We start from the raw sequence: 20,217 nt of genomic DNA, 5'->3' as shown, positions 1-20,217 counted from the left end.
CTATATTAAGACCAAATAAAAACGACTCGTCATGAGTCGTTTTTTTGTGCAATCATCAGCTCACGCTATCTATCTTCTTAGATAAGGTACGCTAATCTAGCTTTCTGACAATAAAGCCACTTGCTGCACATAGTTAAACAACTTGAGCTTAGATGCTTCAAGCTCTTCCGCAGACACTTCCTGTTTCATATCACGGTGGATACGCAACACATGCTGACGCAGTGTATGACGTTCAGCCGCTTTATAGGTTTTACCAAAATCATTAATCACAGGGTCGCCGTCTTTAATAATTCGTTCCACCCAACGCTGTAACTGTGCGGTTTTTTTCGCACCTTGTTGCGGTGTCAAATAAGACAAAATTACGCTTTCATCTTCATTACGCAACAATTTACCAATACGCTGACACTGACGACGACGTGCTTCATGTGAAGTAATGCTTTGCAATTCCAGTAAAGCATCAATTAAACGCTCTTCTACTGGAAGTTTCTGAATTTGTTTGGCGCTTAACTGCGCCAATTGTTCGCCAAGCGCGGCCATACGTTGTACGGCTTTTTTCTGTTCGGTTTTACTTGCACGCCCTTCTAAAGATTCAAAGTCATCTTCGGTAAAACGTTGCGGTCGACGTGCCACGATTAATCTGCCTCGTAAAATTTTGCTGCAAACAGTGCTTGAATATCAGATAAAGCTTTTTCTTCATCTGCACCATCAATCACCAAGCGTAAAGTAGTTCCCTTGCCTGCACCTAACATGAGCAAGGACATAATATTTTTGGCATCAACCAATTTGTCGCCTTTACCAATTTGGATTGACGAACGAAATTTGGTGGTCACTTCAATCAGTTTCCCAGATGCCCGTGCATGTAAACCTAGTTTATTAATTACGTCAACAGTTGTGTCAATCATGACCAGTGCTTCATTTCTCGGTGTAAGACTTGAATAGACCATTTTGCCTCAAGTGCTTTTTTTAGTCTATCTACGATATAAACGGAACGGTGTTGCCCACCCGTACAGCCAATTGAAATGGTAATGTAGTGTCGATGCCCTTCGGCAAAGGCTGGCAACCATTTTTCTAAAAACTGCTGAATGTCCTGAAACATTTCATGCGTTTGTGAACTTTGTTGCAAAAATTCCTGCACAGGGGCATCTAAGCCTGAATATTTCCTGAGCTCCAAATCCCAATGTGGATTAGGCAAATGGCGCACATCAAACACATAATCGGCATCTAAAGGAATTCCGTGCTTATAGCCAAAGGATTGTAAAATTACAATAAGATTGTCGGTTTGTCCAAGCTTAGACAACAATACGTGTTTTAGATCATGCACACTTTTGTCAGTGGTATCAATATGAACCGTAGAGCGGAACTGAATCGGCATCAACAAGTTTTTTTCTTCTTGAATACATTCATTTAAGCTTTTAAAACGATTAGAGAGTGGATGCGGACGGCGTGATGCGCTAAAACGGGCAATCAATTCCTGATCTTGCGTGGTCAGAAAAATAATATCGACTGAACCATGCTTTTGCAGTTGTTCAAATACCAAATCAAACTCTTGCAAGTCGGCACGGGTACTGCGTACATCTACCCCCAATGCCAACTGTTCTAAGTTATTTTCCTGATCCAGTTTATCCACAATTTCAGGAAGCAATGCCAAAGGTAAATTGTCAATACAGTAATAACCCAAATCTTCCAACACTTGTAATGCCGAAGATTTTCCTGAACCCGATTGACCTGTTACGATCAAAATACGTTTCATGGCATGCAACCCTTCTATTGCCAGCTATGCAGAATGTTTGACCTGCAAATTATCAATTAAACGTGTATTGCCCAATTTTGCCGCAACGAACAACACCAGATCTTCACTAAATGCTTCAATTTTCTGCAGTTCTGTTGTACGCGCCTCTACATAGTCCACAACAAAGCCTGCCGCTGTCAATGTTGCTTTAATATTCGCTAACACTTGTGACAAAGTTTCACCTTGTTGTAATGCTTGTGCAGCAGCCTTTAAACTTTGATAGATTGTCGGTGCAATTTGACGCTGTTCTGCGCTCAAATAACCATTGCGTGAACTGAGTGCCAAACCATCTGCCGCACGAACAATTGGCACACCAATCACCTCTAGCGGAATATTCAAGTCGCGTACAAACTGGCGAATGACTGCCAATTGTTGATAGTCTTTTTCACCAAAGAAAGCATAGTTTGGCTGTACCATATTGAATAATTTGGTCACGACCACCGCAACACCATCAAAGTGTCCAGGACGCTGCAAACCACATAAGTCTGCCGTAATCTCGCTCACTGAAATATTGGTCAAACGTGGTTTGTTGCCATACATTTGCTCAACAGAAGGTGCAAAAATAATGTCGCAACCAACCTCTGCCAACAATTGACTGTCTTGGTCTAAAGTTCGTGGATAACTATCAAAATCTTCATTAGGCCCAAATTGAATTGGATTGACAAAAATACTGACCACCACCACATCACATATTTTTTTCGCTTCGCGCACTAAGGTTAAATGCCCTTCGTGCAAATTGCCCATGGTCGGAACAAAACCAATGGTTTTTCGTGCAGCGCGTGCAGGCTGTAATGAAGCCGCTAAGCCTTGAATTGTGGTTTCAGTTTTCATATTACAACTCGACTTGGAAAGTTTGTTCACGTGCTGGGAAAGAACCATCTTGAACTGCAGCATGATAGGCTTTAAACGCATCTAAAATCGCATTTTCACCCGCTTGTTCTTTCATGAAGTTACGCACGAATTTTGCGACACGACCAAAAGTCAGCCCCAGCATGTCTTGCACCACCAATACCTGACCATCAGTGTCTGCGCCCGCGCCAATTCCAATTACTGGAATTTCAGGGAACAAGGCAGAAATTTCTTGACCTAGCTGAGCTGGCACACATTCTAATAATAGAATCGCCGCACCAGCTTCTACAACAGCTTTACAGTCAGCAATTAGTTTGTCTGCAGCTTCCCGGGTACGTGCCTGTAATTTATAACCCCCAAATACATGCACCGATTGTGGCGTTAAACCTAAGTGCACACAGACAGGAATACCATTACAAGTCAGTGTTGCAACGGTTTCACTGAGCCATGCACCACCTTCCATTTTGACCATTTGCGCACCCGCCTGCATCACTTCTTTGGAGCTTTGCAATGCATCATTTAAGGTGGCATAACTCATAAATGGTAAGTCAGTCAAAATAAAAGCGTGTTGATTACCACGACGCACCGCCGCAGTGTGATAAGCCATATCCGCCACGCTGACAGGCAAGGTTGAGTCACGTCCCTGAATAGACATACCCAAAGAATCACCAATTAAAATCGTATCAATTTCAGCAATTTCCATTGCTTTCGCCATGCTTGCATCATAGCAAGTTAAGCAGGAGAATTTTCGACCTTCCGCTTTAAATTTTCTGAGGTCACTTAAACTAATCATGAAAATATTCCTCTATGGAAAAAGCATCACGCATGCTTAATTTAAAACTTTATAGCCCTGCCCAATTGCCTGCATCCACAACAGTTAAGCTCGGATGTTCAAGCAATGGTGAGTGTTTTAATAATTGTCCTTTGACACTTAAGTTAGCATCTAAATCTAACAGCGGGATGACGACAAAATCACGTTCTAATACCCCTACATGCGGTACAGTCAGACGTTCATTTTGAATATTGGCATCAGCATAAATCAACAAGTCTAAATCTAGCGTACGCTCACCCCAATGGCGTAAACGTACCCGACCTGACTCTTGTTCAAAACGCTGTAATTCATCTAACAATGCCAACGCTTCAAGTTCGGTATCTAAACGTACCACAGCATTCAAATAATTCGGCTGATCTTGCGGTCCCATGGGTGGGCTTTGATACAGTTTAGATGTCTGCACTTGCCCTAGTGTTGCCAGTTTTTGCACCGCTTCAGTCAAAATTTGACGCGAATCGCCCAAATTACTGCCTAAACCAATATAGGTGATGTTGCTCATTGTGTTGGCCCAAAAATCACTTGGCTTAAATCACGTTGCACACGTTTACGTTTTAAAATTGGATGATCTGCACCAATACCTGAACTGCTTGCTGTAGCAGTCAATTGTGCTCGATTTTCTTCATACTGTTTGGCTTTACGGGCCCGAAGACTACGAGGCTCAGGCTCATTCACCAAAGGTTCAATTAAATCAGTGGCATGTGTTGCTGGTGTCACATCAACAGGCTCTTGCGCTGTTTTACGGCGGCTCTTGGCTCGTAGTCGATTGTATTGAGCAATCGCACGTTCTTTTTCATCGGTGCTCATGAGTTGGTAGGCATCCCACCACTGTCCCATCCCTAAAGTCGAGCTATCACCTGCTTTTTCACGCAGTAATAAAAAGTCAAATCCTGCACGGAAACGTGCATGCCCAGACAATGCTTCAATTTGCTGTGGTTTCGGTTGCAATAAACGGGTTTGCATTTCCCACACTTCACGAATAAAAGTTTCAGCAAAGCGCGGAATAATGGTACGTGTCGCCTGACGTTTTAGTACATCTAAACCAGCTTGTGCTCGCGCTTCGGCGGCCACTACACCTTTAGACAGATAAAAGTCACAACGCTCTAAAAATGGTTGCCACAACAGCACCGCATAGAAAAATGCAGGGTTGATGGTTTTACCAATCGCAATCCGTTGATCGGTATTTTTTGCTGCACGTTCAATAAATGAGTTGATGTCTGGTTTGATATCAGCAAATAACTGACGCCAAATACCAAACTCAATCAACATCGGCAGGACTTTGTTTAAATGTCCCATCGTAAAGAGTTTTTGCGACTCATCATATAAACGGTGTGGCGAAACATCACGCAATAACTGCGTCATTTCAGGCGTAAAAATTTTAAGAATTTTTGGATCAATATTGAAATTTAATTTAGCAGCAAAACGCAAAGTACGCAGCATACGCACTGGGTCTTCTTCAAAACGTATGGTTGGATCGCCCAATAAGCGCAAGTTTCTGTGCTTAATATCATCTACCGCATTGCAAAAATCGAGCACGATGCCTTTACGTGGCTGGTAATACAACGCATTGATTGAAAAGTCACGACGGGCAGAATCTTGCTCGATTGTGCCCCAGTTATTATCGCGCAGAATCATCCCCGCCGCAGACGTCACAGCTTTTTTCGGTGGCGCACGGAAAGTGGCCACCTCAATCAGTTCACGCCCTACATAGACATGCGCCAGCTCAAAACGTCGTCCTATAATTCGGCAACGTCGTCCGAAAACTTCTTTCACTTGTGAGGGTGTGGCATTGGTTACGGCATCAAAATCCTTCGGATTTAGCCCTAACATTAAGTCACGAACTCCACCACCGACGATATAGGCTTCATAGCCTGCTTTGGTTAAAGCATCTAGAACATCTAAAATGGAAGAAGGTAATTGAGCGGTAGATAAACCACATTTTGACGCGCGCAAAGTTTGCAAAAGACGCTGTCTCCTACGTCTGAACGTAAAACAGATAAGATGTTGCTAATCATATCCCTAACACAATCAAAGGGCAATTTGATTCACACGCTAATTTTGCAATGTGCAGTGCTAAAATTCTGCTTGCAGCTACAATGCCAACTTATGCTTATTCTTGGCAAATAAGGCAGGTCCAATCCCTTTGACTTGCTGAAGTTCTTCAATACTTTGAAATTTTCCATTTTGTTTTCGGTATTCCACAATCGCTTGTGCTTTTTTCATACCCACCCCAGACAATTGCTGCAATTGTTCTAGTGAAGCACTATTTAAACGCACCTGATTTGAATGCGCACTTTGCTGAGTAGGACGCGCTAAATAATGTTCGGTGGTTGATGATGTGGCTTGAGTCGCGCTTAAACGCTGATCTTGCGCGGTTTGCTGCGCTTTCCATTTTAAATAATTTTGATCATAGCTGTGACCATTCACCTGAGCAGGCCTGGACTGCACATTTTGTGCTGCACTCCATGCGCTGATAATGCATAACAGCAATGCAAGCCAGCACTGCCATCCGAAAGAAAAAAAGCGAAAAGATGCTTTTAACTGCTGCGATATATTCATGTTGCCGCAAAACCTGTCATTTTAATTGTTGTTTTGCCTGCTCCCAAAGTTGATCCATTTCTTCTAAAGTCATATCTTCTATTGTTTTTTGTTGTAATTTGGCCTGATCTTCAATGAAAGCAAAGCGTGTTCTAAATTTATGAATCGTACCCAATAATGCCATCTCACTGGACACGCCAAGTTTACGCCCAACATTGATTAAAGAAAACAAACAATCACCAAATTCATCCCGTATTTCGTCGGATTGTTGCTGCTGAATCGCCTGTTGTAATTCTTGCAATTCTTCTTCTAACTTACCAAAAGCATCTTGCACAGTATGAAAATCAAAGGCCAATTGTGCCGCATGCTGTTGAATTTGCTGTGCTTGCACCAAGGCGGGTGCGTGTTTCACTTCATCTAAACGGGACTTTGCTTTACCCTGTTTTTCTTGTTGTTTGATGGTTTTCCATAAGGCAGCCAAATCTTCTGCGCTGAGCTTCGCAAACTGCTCAGCCTGAAACACATGCGGATGCCGACGGATCAATTTATCGCAAATGGCTTGCACCACATCCTGAAAATTAAATGCACCTTGCTCGCTATACATTTGTGCCTGAAACACCACTTGCAACAACAAATCACCTAGCTCATCACGTACATCATCCACCTTGCCTGAGCGTACCGCCGCTTCAACTTCATACGCTTCTTCAATCGCATATTGAGTCAAACTTTCTGGGGTTTGTTTTTGATCCCACGGGCATTGTTGACGTAACTGTTGCATGATTGAAAGCAATTGCTGCATGGGTTGTTCCTTATTTCAATTTATTGCACGAATGTAGCTATTTTTTGTTATGCTCAGACAGCAAAGACGATATGCACAACAAAAATAAGATCAGGGAGCAAGTTCAAATGCACAGTATCTTGATTAGTGGCGCTGCACAAGGCATTGGTGCGGCAATCGCACAATTGTTTTATCAACAAGGTTACCGTGTTGGTATTTATGATATTCATCTCGCACAAGCGCAGCAATTGGCAGACCAATTGGGTGAGCGTGCACATGCAGGTTTACTTGATGTGGCGGACTATGCCAGTTGGCAAGCTGCATTATCTGATTTTCTCCAATGGGCAGGTGAATTGAATATTTTGGTGCATAATGCTGGAATCCTCTACTCAGGTGCTTTCGAAGACACGCCCATAGAAGCGCATCATCGAACTATGGCGGTGAATGTAAATGGTGTGTTGAACGGCTGTCATGCGGCTTTGCCTTATTTAAAACAAGCCAGTTTTGCGCGGGTGATTAACCTATCTTCTGCATCTGCGATTTATGGACAAGCCGATTTAATTTCTTATTCTGCTTCCAAGTTTGCAGTGCGTGGCATTACGGAAGGTTTAGATATAGAGTGGCAAAAATACGGCATTCGGGTCTTAGATGTCATGCCGCTATTTGTACAAACCGCAATGGTTAAAGATATGGATGCAGCCACCATTCAAAACATGGGTGTGCATTTATCAACAGAAGATGTTGCTCAGGTGGTATATCAACAAGCGACGGTTAAAGATTCGATTCTGACCAATACGCATCGTGCAGTCGGTTTAAAAGCCAAAACCCTGATGCAACTTTCAAGTATTAGCCCGCAATGGTTAAATCGTTTGTCGAATAGCTTGTTAGCGAAGCGGCATTAATTCTACATCTATCATATTTAAATTAAGTCGCTCAAAAAAAATCCCGAATTCACATTCGGGATTTTTTATCAAACTCATCAAAGTTTAAGCCTTAACCTCGCTTAAACTTCTTCTCGGCTTTCTTAAACTTCTGCACATAACGACGACGACGTGCCGCTGTGCGCTCATCTACTTGTGACTTACGTCCTTCAAATGGGTTTTCAGAGGTTTTAAATTCAATTTTTACAGGTGTGCCTTCTAGCTTATAGACTTTACGGAACACATTTTCTAAATAGCGGCGGTAATCTGCAGGGGTTTTATCGACCTTATTCCCATGAATCACGATGGTTGGCGGGTTCTGTCCACCCATGTGTGCATAACGCATTTTGATGGCACGACCTTGAACCTTAGGTGGATGGTGTGCATCTGTTGCATCATTCAAAATCTGGGTCAGTTTCGCAGGTGACACTTTTAAGTGCGATGATTCATAAGCACGGTGAATAGAAGGATATAAATCGCCCACACCTGTACCATGCAAGGCAGAAATTAGGTGAATTTTTGCCCATGGAATAAAGTCAAAACGACGCTCAACATCTAATTTACATTGTTTGCGATCATATTCGGACATATTGTCCCATTTGTTAATCGCAATCACCATGGCACGCCCTGCTTCAAGCGCGTAACCAATTAAGTGCAAATCTTGCTCGACAATGCCATCACGTGCATCCACCACAATCACCACCACGTGTGCATCTTTCATGGCTTGCAAGGTTTTCACAATCGAGAACTTCTCGATCATTTCATCGACCTTACCTTTACGACGCACACCTGCAGTATCAATCAAGGTGTATTTACGTTCATTGCGCTCAAACGGAATATAGACAGAGTCACGGGTCGTTCCTGGCTGATCGTATGCCACCACACGTTCTTCGCCCAATAAACGGTTAACTAGTGTCGATTTACCCACGTTTGGACGTCCAATAATGGCTAAACGCAAACCTGTATCTTGATCATGTGCATCTGGATTTTCATCTTCAGGAACATCTGCCAAAACGTCTTCCAGCATTTGCTGAACGCCTCGACCATGACTAGCAGCCACTTGCAATGGCTCCCCCATTCCCAATTTAAAGAATTCAACCAAAGCGGCTTCGGCATGTACGCCATCTACTTTGTTCGCCACCAAGAATACTTTTTTGCCCAAAGTACGCAATTCACGCGCAATTTGCTCATCCGATGCTAACAAGCCTGCACGTGCATCGACCACAAAAATGATGATATCGGCTTCGTGGATGGCTGTTTTAGATTGTTCAGCCATATAAGAGTCGATGCCACCTTCACTTTCGCCAATACCGCCGGTATCGACCACAATGAAAGATTTATTTTGATAGCTTGCATCACCATATTTGCGGTCACGTGTCAGACCTGCAAAGTCGGCAACAAGTGCATCACGGCTCTTGGTAATCTGGTTAAACAGCGTTGATTTTCCGACATTCGGACGACCAATGAGCGCAATTACGGGTTTCATAGATTAACCTTTATTCAAGATCAGTCAGTTTCAATGGTCTGTACATCCGAAACTGTGGAAGAAAGAACAGAGTATGGATGTTGGATTCAGCGTTGCGACCACGCAAACGACAAAGAGAACATCGACCACCCTATTAAATAAAAACACGGGGCATTGATGATTCAATTACCCCGCGTAAAAATACGGACAACTATTTTAGCATAAAAGTCAGAACAAAATTAGCGGTTCTGCCAAACGCTTAATGCGCCCTTTTGCGTTGCGACATAGAGTTGATTGTCTATTACACGCAAAGAACGGACTTCGCCATTGGTTTTTGAACGTCCAACCAGTTGCCCTGAGCTTGGATCAATGAGATGTAAGACACCATCTAAATCACCGACCACCAAATATTTTCCAAACAATACAGGATTAGATAAACGACGGTTCAGTAAACTGTCATTTTCCCAAAGTGCTTGCCCAGATGTGATTTCATAAGCTGCAATTTTGCCATCTGCAGTGCTGACAAATACACCATTCCCCGCGACTTCTGGGCGTTTGGTACTACTTGCATCTTCACTCCAAATCACTTGTTGTGAAGCCAAATCCAATACAGTGACCTGACCTTGGTAGCTTGTCGTCACCAAGAATTGACCTGCAACCACAGGGTCACCATCAATGTCATTTAAGCGTTGAATGTCTGAACGGCCTTCACTAATGGCAACGCGGCGCTGCATACGTGGTACGCCTGTAACAATATCCAGTGCATAGACATAGGCATTTGCAGAAGCAATCAGTACAGTACGTGAATCGAGCGCCACAGGTGCAGCCATACCACGCAAACTAAATTGCACGTTTGGCAAGTTGTAAGTCCACACCAACTGACCTGTTTCGGCATTGTGTGCATATACCGTGCCGTCATTACTTACAGTCACCACACGACCCGCCTGAATTAACGATGGCGCAAGAATTGCACCTGTTAACTGTGCAACCCACTTTTGCTCACCTGTTTGCTGATCTAAAGCAAACAATTGTCCTTTACTGTTTCCTGCAACCACAATGCCATCAGCAGCATTGACACCTGCAGTTAAGCCTTGCTTAGACACTTGTTTTTGCCAAAGTCGCTGCTTGCCTTGATAGGCAGCCATCTCACCTTTAGGATCAACAGTATAAATTACACCGTTTTCAGCATCCAATTGCAGGCGCAATGGATCGGCTGCTGTAGTCGATGCAACGCTTTGTGAAAACACAGGAACTAGACTTTGTGCTTGCTCAAGTTTTGGCAGTGGATTGGGCTTAACTTCTGCAACTTTAATTTTATTGGTGGAACACCCCGCCAAAGCAAGGGTTAAAACGGTCAGTGCAAACGGTATTTTATACTTTCTATTCATTAGCTCTCATCCACTTGTGTGTCTAATACTGGGCGTTCAATTTCAGGATCATCCACCAAAACACCAACACTTTCGAGTTTTATTTGTAAAATTTGACGTTCTTGCTTACGTTCCACCAAAGTATCCCACGCACTTTGATACGCTTTTTTAGCATTTTCACGGTCATTTTTCGCGACATAAACATCGCCACGCGCTTCATCTGCAGTCGCTTTAAATGCAGGATCAGTCACCGCTGCCAAACTTTGAATGGCTTCATCGTATTTCTTTTGCGCCAACTGTGCATAAGCCAAACGCAACTTAACCAATTGCACTAAGCCTTGGTCTTTCACTTTAGAGTTTTCAACTTTCTTTAAAGCTTTTTCTGCAGCAGCAAAATCTTGCTGATCGTAAGCGAGTTTAGCCATTAAGAATTGGGTTTGAATAGCTTGCGCAGAATCGGGGGCTTCTTTCACAATTTTATCGGCAGTGGCAGACAATTGACTAAAGGCATCTGGATTGCCTTCTGCTGTACGTGCATCATCCATCAATTGTTGCACTTTCGCAGTATTCATTTGCTGCTCTGCCAAGGTTTTTTTCTGCCAATATTGCCATCCGAAAAAGGCAATCAACGCAATTAAAATCCCGCTAATCATGGCTGAACCATATTTTTTCGCAAACGATTTTAAACTATCAAGTTGTTCGTCATCACTCAATGCGCTCATTGGATTACCCTTTTCCTTATGTTATTTGGCTTATTGTGAAGAAAATTTTTCAATGATGAAAGGCGCAATTTTGGTCACTGCAACAGTCGTTTGCTCAGCAGTTGCCAAGGTTTTCACTGCAAATTGCTGTGCTTCCGCTTCGCGCTCACCAAAAATCAAGGCATAGATTGCACCTGATTGATCGGCTTTTTTCATTTGGCTTTTCATTGAGCCTTGTGAACCAACTTTTAAGCGAATCTGGCTGCCCGCTTGTTCGAATTGGTCACGAATTTGCTCAGCTAAAACCAACGCCTTGCCTTGAGTTGTTGGATCTGCCAACAAGAATACTTCACAATCACGTACAGGCGTATTGTCTTCGACTTGCTCAAGCAACAACAATAAACGCTCAATGCCCATGGCGAAGCCCACGGCAGGTACGGACTGATCTGCCTTACCCTTCAACTGCCCAACCAAACCATCATAGCGCCCGCCTGCACAAACTGTGCCTTGCGAACCTAAATGCGTGGTTGTCCATTCAAAAACGGTTTTATTGTAATAATCTAGACCACGTACCAATTTTTGATTAATTACAAAATCAATGCCTGCATCTGTTAAATATTGCTGTAACTGGGCAAAGTGATTTAGGGTATCTTCACCCATAAAATCATGTAATTTCGGTGCATTTTCTAAGATGCTTTGTGTTTTAGCATCTTTAGAGTCCAAAATACGCAGTGGATTAGTACTTAAACGACGCTGAGAATCTTCATCTAAATCGGCCTTGTGAGCTTCTAAAAACTCAACCAAAGCAGCACGATACGCAGCACGCTCATCCGACTCACCCAAAGTATTCAACTCTAAGCGAACTTTATCGGCAACGCCCATGCGCTTCCATAACCGTGCGGTCATTAAAATCAGTTCGGCATCCATGTCTGGCGTTGCAACCCCAAAGGTTTCTACACCAAACTGATGAAATTGGCGGTAACGGCCTTTTTGCGGCTTTTCATAGCGGAACATCGGGCCGATATACCACACACGCGGGGTCGCGCCACGTAGTAAATTGTGCTCTAACATGGCACGTACACAGCCCGCAGTACCTTCAGGACGCAAAGTCAAAGACTCTGGCGGATTACCCTTGTCTAAGAATGTGTACATTTCTTTTTCAACAATATCGGTCGCATCACCAATTGAACGCTTAAACAAATTGGTTTGCTCAACCATTGGCAAACGAATTTGTTGATAACCATAAGCATCCATTAAAGATGCTAAATGTTGCTCTAGACGTCTCCACGCAGGTGTTTGCGTTGGAAGAATGTCATTAAAACCTTTAATTGCAACAATTGAACTCATGACTTACTCAGAAAAATTTGTACGAATAATCTCTTTAGATTTAGCTTGTTCAAGCTCTGTAACACGCTGACGAACCATGCTTTCGATTTCATCAACGAGTTGATTGGTATCAATTAAATGGCTCTTTTCACCATTACGATAAACCAATGAACGCGGACTTGCGCCCACCACACCAATATCAGCTTCTTTAGCTTCGCCCGGGCCATTCACTTTACAACCAATGACCGATACATCCATTGGAGTACGAATATCTTCCAAACGCTCCTCCAATGCCTGCATTACAGAAATGACGTTAAATTCCTGACGTGAACAGCTTGGGCAGGCAATAAAGTTAATCCCGTTAGAGCGTAAACCTAAAGATTTTAGAATATCAAAACCGATTTTAACTTCATCTTCAGGTTCTGCCGCAAGTGAAATACGCATGGTATCGCCAATGCCTTCCATGAGCAGACCGCCCAAAGCAATTGCAGATTTTACGGTACCTGTACGGTAAATACCTGCTTCAGTTACGCCCAAATGTAATGGATTATCAATTTGTTGTGATAACAAACGGTAAGCATCCATGGTTAAAAACACATTCGATGCTTTGACTGAAACTTTAAATTCCTGAAAATCTAGACGGTCTAAAATATCAATATGACGCATGGCAGATTCTAGCAATGCTGCGCCTGTCGGCTCGCCATATTTTTTCTGAATATCTTTTTCTAGCGATCCTGCATTCACACCAATTCGCATAGAAATATCATGATGTTTGGCAGCAGCCACCACTTCACGAATCTTGGCTTCCGAACCAATATTACCTGGGTTAATCCGCAAACAGTCTGCACCTGCATCGGCAACTGCCAATGCAATTTTATAGTCAAAGTGAATGTCTGCCACCAACGGCACAGATACTTGCTTACGAATTTCACCAAATGCAGCTGCGGCTTCCATGGTTGGTACAGAAACACGCATGATGTCTACGCCCGCATCTACACAACGCTGAATTTGCGCCACAGTTGCAGCAACATCACAGGTTTCTGTATTGGTCATACTTTGGATGCTGATGGGCGCATCACCACCCACATAGACAGAACCCACACGGATTTTACGGGTCGGACGGCGTTGAATTGGATTTACAATCATGATATCGCTCTACCTTGCTGCATTATCGAGATAAACGGAATTCTGCTTTTCCGTTCACAGTATATGGCGATAATGAAATCGACTCATTGTTCAAACTTAATGACACAGCAGTCGCATCATCTAAGCGAATTTGAAATGGGGCTTCGCCTTGTAAATTTAAAGTAGAGGCTTGACGTCCTGTCGCTAAAACATTGCCAGCAGAGTCAACAATATGCACTGAAGTTGGACGAGCAAATTGCAAATTCAGCTGATCGCCCGAAGCAAGTGCAGGTGTGCTGCCTGTCGCATTGTCAGAAATGATTTGCACATCGGATTGCAGTACTGCAATTTCAGGTTCTGCACCCTCTTGACCAGACGACATCCAGTTTTGAATTAGCGCGACCAATGCCCACAACAACAGCAATACCGCCACAATCACAGCGATACGTGTGAGCCACTTTTTATTGCGATCGCGGTTAGAGCCTGGCAGTTTTCCCATAATTTTGATGGGTGAATTGTTCAAGGCGTGATTTGGCAACAACCCTGTATCGTTGGCATAAATTTCATCAAAACGCTGAATAATGGCTGAAGCATCGACCTGTAAATATTTGGCATAGGTACGATAATAACCTTTAATAAAGGTCGCTTCAGGCAAAGCGGTATATTCGTCTTGCTCTAGCGCCATCAGCGTTTTTAATGGAATTTTCAAATCTTTTGAAACATCATCCAGTTCGCGTTTTTGATTGACGCGAATTTGACGAAGGTACTCACCTGGACGTTGAACATTTCCTAATGCATGGGGTACAGGCGTTGTCCCCTGTGTGGGTTGCGGTGAATTAGGATTTACTTCCATACGGCCTCAGTACTGTACTGTAATTGCAAATAACGTTGGTATTCTTGGCTATTGGGAAATAATGCACGCAGCTGGTTCACTAAAACCTGAGTTCCCAATTGATCGCCATTGGCACGTGCTAAACGAATCCCAATCCATAAGGCACGCGCACCCTGATTTTTTTGCCCCACAGCACGTACAAATTGTTCATACAATTGTCGCGCGGGTGCAAATTGTTGTCTTAAATATAAAATTTCCGACAACTCTAACATTGAAACATAAGAATCGCGATTGGCTTGCAAGGCTTGTTTGAATGACTTTTCGGCATTCTCTATATCGCCTAATTTCAAGTAAATACGACCTACATTTTCCAATGCTCTAAAGCGTTGATCATAACCCAGTGTTGCACCTGCAATACTGAGCTGCTCAATCGCATCATTATAGCGTTCTACTTGATATAAATACGTACCATAGTTGTTACGCGCTTGTGCATTTTTTGGGTCAGCGGCAATGGCACGCTTAAAATACGCATCGGCTTTTTCTAAATTCAGCTTGCTGCCTTCTTGTTGCAGCAACACGCCCATCATCATATTAGCGGTGGAATCACGTGAATCGCTTTCCAAAGCTTGATCAAGTGCGCGTTTGGCTGAGTCTAAATCGCCATTTTTTAAGTATTCTGCTGCCAACTGCGTACGTACTTGCACCGCTTTTTCAGGGTCTTTTTGCCCTAAGGTTGGAGCTGTGGTTTGACAAGCTGCAGCAAAAATTGCCGAAATACAAACAGTTGTAATTTGTGCGATTTTAAATACAGGCTTATTCAATGGACATCCCCTTTGCGTCTTCGTTCGATGCAAGTTAGTTATCTATACAAGTCATTATCCTTGCGAGCGTATAATTTCATTTTGCGCTGCAACTTTCTTTTTCCACTGCTCTGCACGACGGGTTCGGTCTGCCACTTGTCCGACCAATTGCCCACAGGCAGCATCAATATCATCACCACGTGTCTGACGAATCGTACACACAAAACCTGCATCAGACAAAGTTTTTTGGAAAGAAATAATTCGATTTCGGCTTGAACGTCCATACGGCGCGTGCGGAAATGGGTTAAATGGAATCAAATTAATCTTGCTTGGCAGGTTCTTGAGTAGCTTAATCATTTGCTGCGCATGTTCAGGATGGTCATTTACACCATCTAACATGACATATTCAATGGTCACGTGTTTACGCGCACTTTCGTTGCCACCTTTGCCAATATAACGCTGACAAGCTGCGATTAATTGTTCCAATGGATATTTTTTATTGATTGGAACAAGTTCATCACGCAGTTCGTTATTGGTGGCGTGCAAAGAAATTGCCAAAGCCACATCAATATCTTGTGCCAATTGGTCAATTTTAGGTACAACACCTGAAGTCGATAAAGTCACACGACGCTTAGACATACCATAAGCAAAGTCATCTAGCATAATGCGCATGGCGTTCAAGACGGCATCGTAATTCAACAACGGTTCGCCCATACCCATCATCACCACGTTGGTCACAGAACGCTCACGTTCAATCACAGGCACATCTTCCATATAGGAATAGTTTGCCATCCACAACTGACCAATAATTTCGGCTTGGGTTAGGTCACGCTGAAAACCTTGTTTACCCGTAGAACAAAATGAACAGTCCAGTGCACAACCTACTTGCGATGAAATACACAGGGTTTTACGTGAGCCAGTTTTGTCTTCGGCAGGAATCAGAACGGTTTCGACCAATGAGCCTTCACCATCACCGACACGGAATACCCACTTACGAGTACCGTCTTTAGAATAATTTTTATGCACCACTTCAGGCGCTTTAATTTCACAAATCTTTTCCAGTTTTTCACGTAACTTGCCTGAAATATTGGTCATTTCAGCAAAATCTGTAACAAAAAACTGGTGAATCCATTTCATCACCTGCCCTGCACGGAATTTCTTCTCGCCTAAATCTTCAAAGAATTTTTCCATTTGTGGACGTGACATGCCAAGGAGATTCACTTTCTCTGCAGTCGCAGACTGTGCAGGAGCGGACGCAGATGCTTGCTGAACATCTGTTGCAGATGCAGCGAGGACTTCTGTACTCATGTGTGTATACCTAAACCATGTCTAAAGATGAAAGGAGAAGCTCAAGAGGTGAGCAAAGGTTTATTCAGAAAATAAAAATCGGAGAATAAAAAACCAGATAAGCATAATAACACTTATCTGGTTTGAATACTGCGTATTAACGAGTACGTGGGCAAACTTCAGTTTGAGCAAAGAAGTAGTTTACTTCACGCTCTGCAGATGCAACTGAGTCTGAACCGTGAGCAGCGTTTTCATCGATGCTTACAGCGAAATCTGCACGGATTGTACCAGGTGCAGCTTCTTTAGGGTTTGTTGCACCTAAAATTTCACGGTGAGCAAGAACTGCGTTTTCACCTTCAAGAACTGAAACAACGACTGGACCAGAAGTCATGAACGCAACTAGGTCACCAAAGAAACCACGTTCTTTGTGCTCAGCGTAGAAGCCTTCAGCTTCAGCTTGAGAAAGATGTTTCATTTTAGTCGCAACGATTTTAAGACCAGCTTTTTCGAAACGAGCAAAGATGTCACCGATGTGGTTTTTAGCAACAGCATCTGGTTTTACGATAGATAAAGTACGTTCAATAGCCATGATTGGCTCCTTAAGTCAATGTTGACGCGAAAATTTTGCCGCATTATACCGAATAATGGGCTATTTTCTGCTTTTGATGTGTAAAAAAATTGCTTTTTTCGATATGAAGCGCATTGTGCAGGACCTTGATCGGCAAATCAATCTTGCTTCACACCGCTAGATTAACGTGCTTCGTCAATCCACGCCATTTGAATGGCTTCTAAGATGCCTTCAGTCGATTTTTCGGGATCATCTTCAAACTCTGGCAAAGCACAGACCCAAGCGTGCAAATCGGTAAAACGAATCCATTGCGGATCGACATCGGGATGCGCCTCATATAACTCAATGGCAATGTCGATGCTGTCCGTCCAACGTAAACCCATGTGTATTCCCTATTCTAGTCAAGACAGCGACTACTTTAACAAATTTCGCATGGGCTGCCTGCCATTACTGCACTGAATTTTCGATTTGGTTTTATCCAAGCTTATAAAACAATATTTACATAAGGTGCAGCCAAAATAATCGCACTCGCCACTGAACCGCCAATCATCGCCCCGACTGCCACATCACTCGGATAGTGCAAGCCTAAAATCATACGGGAAACGGCCACCAAAATCGTAAAGGGCAACATCAACATCAACAATACTGGCTGGATATAACCCAAAACCGTTGTGGTCATGACTGCATGCAAAGTGTGACCTGATGGGAAGCTAAAATGATCTAAGGGACGTTCACCCAAACGGATCACTTGGTGTACCTGATACGGACGTGGACGGACGGTTTTTTGTTTTAAATATTTATAAATACCTGTGCCGACAGATCCGCCTAACAACAGATAAATAATTTGTAAACTATAACCAATGCCCTGCATCATCCATGCACTTGCGAGCATGACATACCAGAACACACCATCGCCCAAACGGCTAATAACTTTAAAAAATTGTGCCACCCGCTGAGAGTGGGAAAAATGGTTAAGATACAAACAGCCTTTTAAGTCGAGATCCAGCATTCTTATTTTTGCATTTTTAAACTTCATCAGTTCTCTCCTCTTTGGCGTATAGCTAAGATGGCATGTGTAGCTCCTTCGCCACCTGATATAACGCCTGCTCAAATTGTTGGACTGGATACTGCCAGCCAATATTTAAAGTCGCTTTGCGGGCGTGTTCGCCCATCTGTCTAAGGGTTGTAAGATCTGGAAGTCGGTGGATATGACCGACCAAATCTTCTGGCTGACCGAGTGGACTCAACCAACCTGTTTCATTCGGTTTTAGATGTAAACGTGCACAAGCATAATCATACGCAATGACAGGTAAGCCACTGGCCATGGCTTCTAACACGACATTACCAAAGGTTTCCACCTGACTGGCGAAAGCAAATACATCGGCACTGGCATAGGCTTGTGCAAGTGCTGTGCCACTTAAACTACCTGTAAAAACAATATCTCCCTGAGTGTTCAAGGCTTCTAAACGCTCACGGTCTGGGCCATCTCCAACAATCACCAATTTCACAGGCTGTTCGGTATTTTTTGGCATACGCTGAAAGGCATCAATAATAAGATTGACTTCTTTTTCAGGTGATAGACGCCCGACATACAACATCACCCGCGTATTTTCACTGGCACCCCAGCTGGCTCGCAGTTGGGTAGAACGAAAATCTGGTGAAAAATATTCAACATCGACACCACGCCCAACCACCACCAAAGGCCCTTGCACACCAAACTGACGCAATGATTTTTCAGTATGGCTACTTGGCACACACGTCAGCGAGGTATTGTTATGAAACCATTTTAGATAGTGCTGAATTGGCTTGAGTAAAAATGCCAAATCGAAAAAACGGCTAAAATCTTGAAATGCGGAGTGAAAACCACTTGATACTGGAATATTTTTTGATTTTGCAATATGTAAACTGGCAAGCCCTAAAGGGCCTTCAGTCACGATATGCACCACATCAGGTTGAAACTCATCTAAAGCCTGCGAAAGTTTAGACCACTGCGGCCAGCCAAATTGTAAATTATGATATTTAGGAATGGCTTGTGCTTTTACCAGACATTCTTGATACGGTTGGAATTGAGTGCAGGCTTGTTTTTGTTCAGGGCGAATCAATAAAATTTTGTGTCCAAGTTCCTGCAATCCTTTGCAAAGCTGCAACAGTGAACGTGCCACACCATTAATTTCAGGTGGCCAAGTTTCTGTTACAAGGGCAATTTTTAAACGTGGGCGGACGAGGTCTGAGAGTTCAGAGGTAGGCTGGCTGCTTTTTTGTTTTTGATCTTGTTTGAAATGAAATTTAAATGCATCGCTGTAACGCTCTAATTTACTGCTCTGCTTTGCCAATACATTGCTCATCGCCTTATGCTCAATTCTTATTTTATGCTTGCTAGCATAGAGCAGCAGCATTGCAGTAATATGATGCTTTGGTGACACATTTGTCATTTTTTAAACAACTAGATGACCACTCATACCTAGTTTTATGTATATCCTTTGCTGTCATTCAGCAAAAAATAGATAAAAAAAGCAGATATTGTCTACCTGCCTGCTGAATATCTTGTTTGCTGAATACCTGATCCGCGGCGCATTTTGTCTGGAACTGCCGCACATCTAAGCCCGCTAAAAAAGTAAATTAATATACAACTCATCGGTATAACGACCTGCTGGCGTTGTCAAACTCGGTTGTTCATCCAAGCGTACCGCGACACTGTATTTATGTCCTGTCGTAGAAACATGCCCTGCGATAGGCGTGTTCCACAGATTTGTTTTTGCTCCCATAATACTCATACTGGTGCGTAAACGGTGTGTGCCATTATTCACAAAACTGCTGCCATGTTTGTCACGTAAATTACGACTACTGAACTGAATGCTATAACCTCGATCACAGCGCACATTAAAACTGGTTGCGGTCTGGCTACGGTATTGTGAGCTCATTTGCAATAAAGATTCACTGACCGAACCAATGGTGCAAGCCTGTGCAGGAAAACAAATCCAGCATCCACACAGCACTAGACTTAATTTTTTTACCATCCCTAATCTTTTCATGTTCTCATCCT

The 20,217-nt window shown here is 43.1% G+C and carries 23 protein-coding genes; 1 reads left to right on the top strand and 22 read right to left on the bottom strand.

Translation table 11 applies throughout. The annotated features are described in order from the left end of the window. Positions 1-96: 96 nt before the first annotated feature. The 9 genes from yjgA to mazG all read right to left on the bottom strand — a co-directional run bounded on the left by yjgA (position 97) and on the right by mazG (position 6,804). Positions 97-630 (bottom strand): ribosome biogenesis factor YjgA, encoded by a 534-nt coding sequence (gene yjgA / locus HX743_RS05930; protein ID WP_178318755.1) that lies wholly within the window; start codon positions 628-630, stop codon positions 97-99. A gap of 2 nt (positions 631-632) precedes the next feature. After that, the gene (locus HX743_RS05925) at positions 633-902 is read right to left on the bottom strand and encodes an HPr family phosphocarrier protein (RefSeq protein ID WP_026438354.1); all 270 of its coding nucleotides are present in this window, start codon (positions 900-902) and stop codon (positions 633-635) included. Further along, positions 899-1,750, bottom strand: a complete 852-nt coding sequence (gene rapZ, locus HX743_RS05920) for an RNase adapter RapZ (protein ID WP_178318754.1) — start codon at positions 1,748-1,750, stop codon at positions 899-901. The genes HX743_RS05925 and rapZ overlap by 4 nt, the downstream gene beginning before the upstream one ends. Positions 1,751-1,774: 24 nt before the next feature. Next, complete coding sequence (panC, locus tag HX743_RS05915) at positions 1,775-2,620, bottom strand: pantoate--beta-alanine ligase (protein ID WP_019836308.1); 846 nt, start codon at positions 2,618-2,620, stop codon at positions 1,775-1,777. Between the two features lies 1 nt (position 2,621). Further along, positions 2,622-3,431: a 3-methyl-2-oxobutanoate hydroxymethyltransferase gene (panB, locus tag HX743_RS05910; RefSeq protein ID WP_178318753.1), complete on the bottom strand. Its 810-nt coding sequence runs from the start codon at positions 3,429-3,431 to the stop codon at positions 2,622-2,624. Positions 3,432-3,480: 49 nt separating this feature from the next. Then, positions 3,481-3,969, bottom strand: a complete 489-nt coding sequence (folK, locus tag HX743_RS05905; RefSeq protein WP_178318752.1) for a 2-amino-4-hydroxy-6-hydroxymethyldihydropteridine diphosphokinase — start codon at positions 3,967-3,969, stop codon at positions 3,481-3,483. After that, complete coding sequence (pcnB, locus tag HX743_RS05900; RefSeq protein ID WP_178318751.1) at positions 3,966-5,429, bottom strand: polynucleotide adenylyltransferase PcnB; 1,464 nt, start codon at positions 5,427-5,429, stop codon at positions 3,966-3,968. Before pcnB ends, folK begins: the two co-directional genes overlap by 4 nt. Before the next feature lie 129 nt (positions 5,430-5,558). Continuing rightward, complete coding sequence (locus HX743_RS05895; protein ID WP_019836304.1) at positions 5,559-6,026, bottom strand: ComEA family DNA-binding protein; 468 nt, start codon at positions 6,024-6,026, stop codon at positions 5,559-5,561. A 16-nt stretch (positions 6,027-6,042) separates the two neighbouring features. Next, complete coding sequence (gene mazG, locus HX743_RS05890) at positions 6,043-6,804, bottom strand: nucleoside triphosphate pyrophosphohydrolase (RefSeq protein WP_178318750.1); 762 nt, start codon at positions 6,802-6,804, stop codon at positions 6,043-6,045. A gap of 107 nt (positions 6,805-6,911) precedes the next feature. Here mazG and HX743_RS05885 point away from each other — a divergent pair, with 107 nt between their 5' ends. Then, positions 6,912-7,685, top strand: a complete 774-nt coding sequence (locus tag HX743_RS05885; RefSeq protein WP_178318749.1) for an SDR family oxidoreductase — start codon at positions 6,912-6,914, stop codon at positions 7,683-7,685. Between the two features lie 91 nt (positions 7,686-7,776). Here the strand turns inward: HX743_RS05885 and der are convergent, their stop codons facing one another. The 13 genes from der to HX743_RS05820 form a co-directional block, all read right to left on the bottom strand. Further along, positions 7,777-9,189: a ribosome biogenesis GTPase Der gene (der, locus tag HX743_RS05880; protein WP_019836301.1), complete on the bottom strand. Its 1,413-nt coding sequence runs from the start codon at positions 9,187-9,189 to the stop codon at positions 7,777-7,779. Between the two features lie 218 nt (positions 9,190-9,407). Further along, positions 9,408-10,556, bottom strand: coding sequence for an outer membrane protein assembly factor BamB (gene bamB, locus HX743_RS05875; RefSeq protein WP_178318748.1), 1,149 nt, complete (start codon positions 10,554-10,556; stop codon positions 9,408-9,410). After that, positions 10,556-11,257: a tetratricopeptide repeat protein gene (locus tag HX743_RS05870; RefSeq protein WP_178318747.1), complete on the bottom strand. Its 702-nt coding sequence runs from the start codon at positions 11,255-11,257 to the stop codon at positions 10,556-10,558. The genes bamB and HX743_RS05870 overlap by 1 nt, the downstream gene beginning before the upstream one ends. A 30-nt stretch (positions 11,258-11,287) precedes the next feature. Beyond that, a complete protein-coding gene (hisS, locus tag HX743_RS05865) occupies positions 11,288-12,583 on the bottom strand; it encodes a histidine--tRNA ligase (protein ID WP_178318746.1) in 1,296 nt (431 codons plus the stop codon). Positions 12,584-12,586: 3 nt separating this feature from the next. Then, complete coding sequence (gene ispG / locus HX743_RS05860) at positions 12,587-13,708, bottom strand: flavodoxin-dependent (E)-4-hydroxy-3-methylbut-2-enyl-diphosphate synthase (protein WP_004975100.1); 1,122 nt, start codon at positions 13,706-13,708, stop codon at positions 12,587-12,589. A gap of 22 nt (positions 13,709-13,730) precedes the next feature. After that, positions 13,731-14,540 carry a RodZ domain-containing protein gene (locus HX743_RS05855; protein WP_004975098.1) on the bottom strand — a complete coding sequence of 270 codons (810 nt, stop codon included), beginning with the start codon at positions 14,538-14,540 and terminating at the stop codon, positions 13,731-13,733. Further along, on the bottom strand, positions 14,531-15,319 hold the full coding sequence (pilW, locus tag HX743_RS05850) for a type IV pilus biogenesis/stability protein PilW (protein ID WP_371971077.1): 789 nt from the start codon (positions 15,317-15,319) through the stop codon (positions 14,531-14,533). The genes HX743_RS05855 and pilW overlap by 10 nt, the downstream gene beginning before the upstream one ends. Before the next feature lie 75 nt (positions 15,320-15,394). Then, positions 15,395-16,627, bottom strand: coding sequence for a 23S rRNA (adenine(2503)-C(2))-methyltransferase RlmN (gene rlmN / locus HX743_RS05845; RefSeq protein WP_178318745.1), 1,233 nt, complete (start codon positions 16,625-16,627; stop codon positions 15,395-15,397). A 136-nt stretch (positions 16,628-16,763) separates the two neighbouring features. Next, a complete protein-coding gene (gene ndk / locus HX743_RS05840) occupies positions 16,764-17,195 on the bottom strand; it encodes a nucleoside-diphosphate kinase (protein ID WP_004975092.1) in 432 nt (143 codons plus the stop codon). Between the two features lie 161 nt (positions 17,196-17,356). Beyond that, complete coding sequence (gene iscX, locus HX743_RS05835) at positions 17,357-17,557, bottom strand: Fe-S cluster assembly protein IscX (protein WP_019836293.1); 201 nt, start codon at positions 17,555-17,557, stop codon at positions 17,357-17,359. Positions 17,558-17,658: 101 nt separating this feature from the next. Then, complete coding sequence (locus HX743_RS05830) at positions 17,659-18,210, bottom strand: phosphatase PAP2 family protein (protein ID WP_004975087.1); 552 nt, start codon at positions 18,208-18,210, stop codon at positions 17,659-17,661. 25 nt (positions 18,211-18,235) lie between these two features. Beyond that, positions 18,236-19,519, bottom strand: a complete 1,284-nt coding sequence (locus tag HX743_RS05825) for a glycosyltransferase family 1 protein (RefSeq protein WP_178318744.1) — start codon at positions 19,517-19,519, stop codon at positions 18,236-18,238. Between the two features lie 261 nt (positions 19,520-19,780). After that, the gene (locus HX743_RS05820) at positions 19,781-20,206 is read right to left on the bottom strand and encodes a hypothetical protein (protein WP_131260763.1); all 426 of its coding nucleotides are present in this window, start codon (positions 20,204-20,206) and stop codon (positions 19,781-19,783) included. Between the last annotated feature and the right edge of the window lie 11 nt (positions 20,207-20,217).

The organism is Acinetobacter sp. Swhac1 (assembly GCF_013390985.1).
GTDB lineage: Bacteria > Pseudomonadota > Gammaproteobacteria > Pseudomonadales > Moraxellaceae > Acinetobacter > Acinetobacter towneri.
Note: the sequence above shows the minus strand (reverse complement) of the source record. Positions and strands in the feature narration are given on the sequence as shown.

Coding starts and splice junctions, on each gene's coding strand:
- ispG (WP_004975100.1), bottom strand. CDS start 13,708: ATGATTGTAAATCCAATTCAACGCCGTCCGACCCGTAAAATCCGTGTG.
- rlmN (WP_178318745.1), bottom strand. CDS start 16,627: ATGAGTACAGAAGTCCTCGCTGCATCTGCAACAGATGTTCAGCAAGCA.
- HX743_RS05895 (WP_019836304.1), bottom strand. CDS start 6,026: ATGAATATATCGCAGCAGTTAAAAGCATCTTTTCGCTTTTTTTCTTTC.
- HX743_RS05830 (WP_004975087.1), bottom strand. CDS start 18,210: ATGAAGTTTAAAAATGCAAAAATAAGAATGCTGGATCTCGACTTAAAA.
- bamB (WP_178318748.1), bottom strand. CDS start 10,556: ATGAATAGAAAGTATAAAATACCGTTTGCACTGACCGTTTTAACCCTT.
- panB (WP_178318753.1), bottom strand. CDS start 3,431: ATGATTAGTTTAAGTGACCTCAGAAAATTTAAAGCGGAAGGTCGAAAA.
- HX743_RS05870 (WP_178318747.1), bottom strand. CDS start 11,257: ATGAGCGCATTGAGTGATGACGAACAACTTGATAGTTTAAAATCGTTT.
- hisS (WP_178318746.1), bottom strand. CDS start 12,583: ATGAGTTCAATTGTTGCAATTAAAGGTTTTAATGACATTCTTCCAACG.
- der (WP_019836301.1), bottom strand. CDS start 9,189: ATGAAACCCGTAATTGCGCTCATTGGTCGTCCGAATGTCGGAAAATCA.
- HX743_RS05855 (WP_004975098.1), bottom strand. CDS start 14,540: ATGGAAGTAAATCCTAATTCACCGCAACCCACACAGGGGACAACGCCT.
- panC (WP_019836308.1), bottom strand. CDS start 2,620: ATGAAAACTGAAACCACAATTCAAGGCTTAGCGGCTTCATTACAGCCT.
- folK (WP_178318752.1), bottom strand. CDS start 3,969: ATGAGCAACATCACCTATATTGGTTTAGGCAGTAATTTGGGCGATTCG.
- iscX (WP_019836293.1), bottom strand. CDS start 17,557: ATGGGTTTACGTTGGACGGACAGCATCGACATTGCCATTGAGTTATAT.
- mazG (WP_178318750.1), bottom strand. CDS start 6,804: ATGCAGCAATTGCTTTCAATCATGCAACAGTTACGTCAACAATGCCCG.
- HX743_RS05885 (WP_178318749.1), top strand. CDS start 6,912: ATGCACAGTATCTTGATTAGTGGCGCTGCACAAGGCATTGGTGCGGCA.
- rapZ (WP_178318754.1), bottom strand. CDS start 1,750: ATGAAACGTATTTTGATCGTAACAGGTCAATCGGGTTCAGGAAAATCT.
- HX743_RS05925 (WP_026438354.1), bottom strand. CDS start 902: ATGATTGACACAACTGTTGACGTAATTAATAAACTAGGTTTACATGCA.
- HX743_RS05820 (WP_131260763.1), bottom strand. CDS start 20,206: ATGAAAAGATTAGGGATGGTAAAAAAATTAAGTCTAGTGCTGTGTGGA.
- ndk (WP_004975092.1), bottom strand. CDS start 17,195: ATGGCTATTGAACGTACTTTATCTATCGTAAAACCAGATGCTGTTGCT.
- HX743_RS05825 (WP_178318744.1), bottom strand. CDS start 19,519: ATGAGCAATGTATTGGCAAAGCAGAGCAGTAAATTAGAGCGTTACAGC.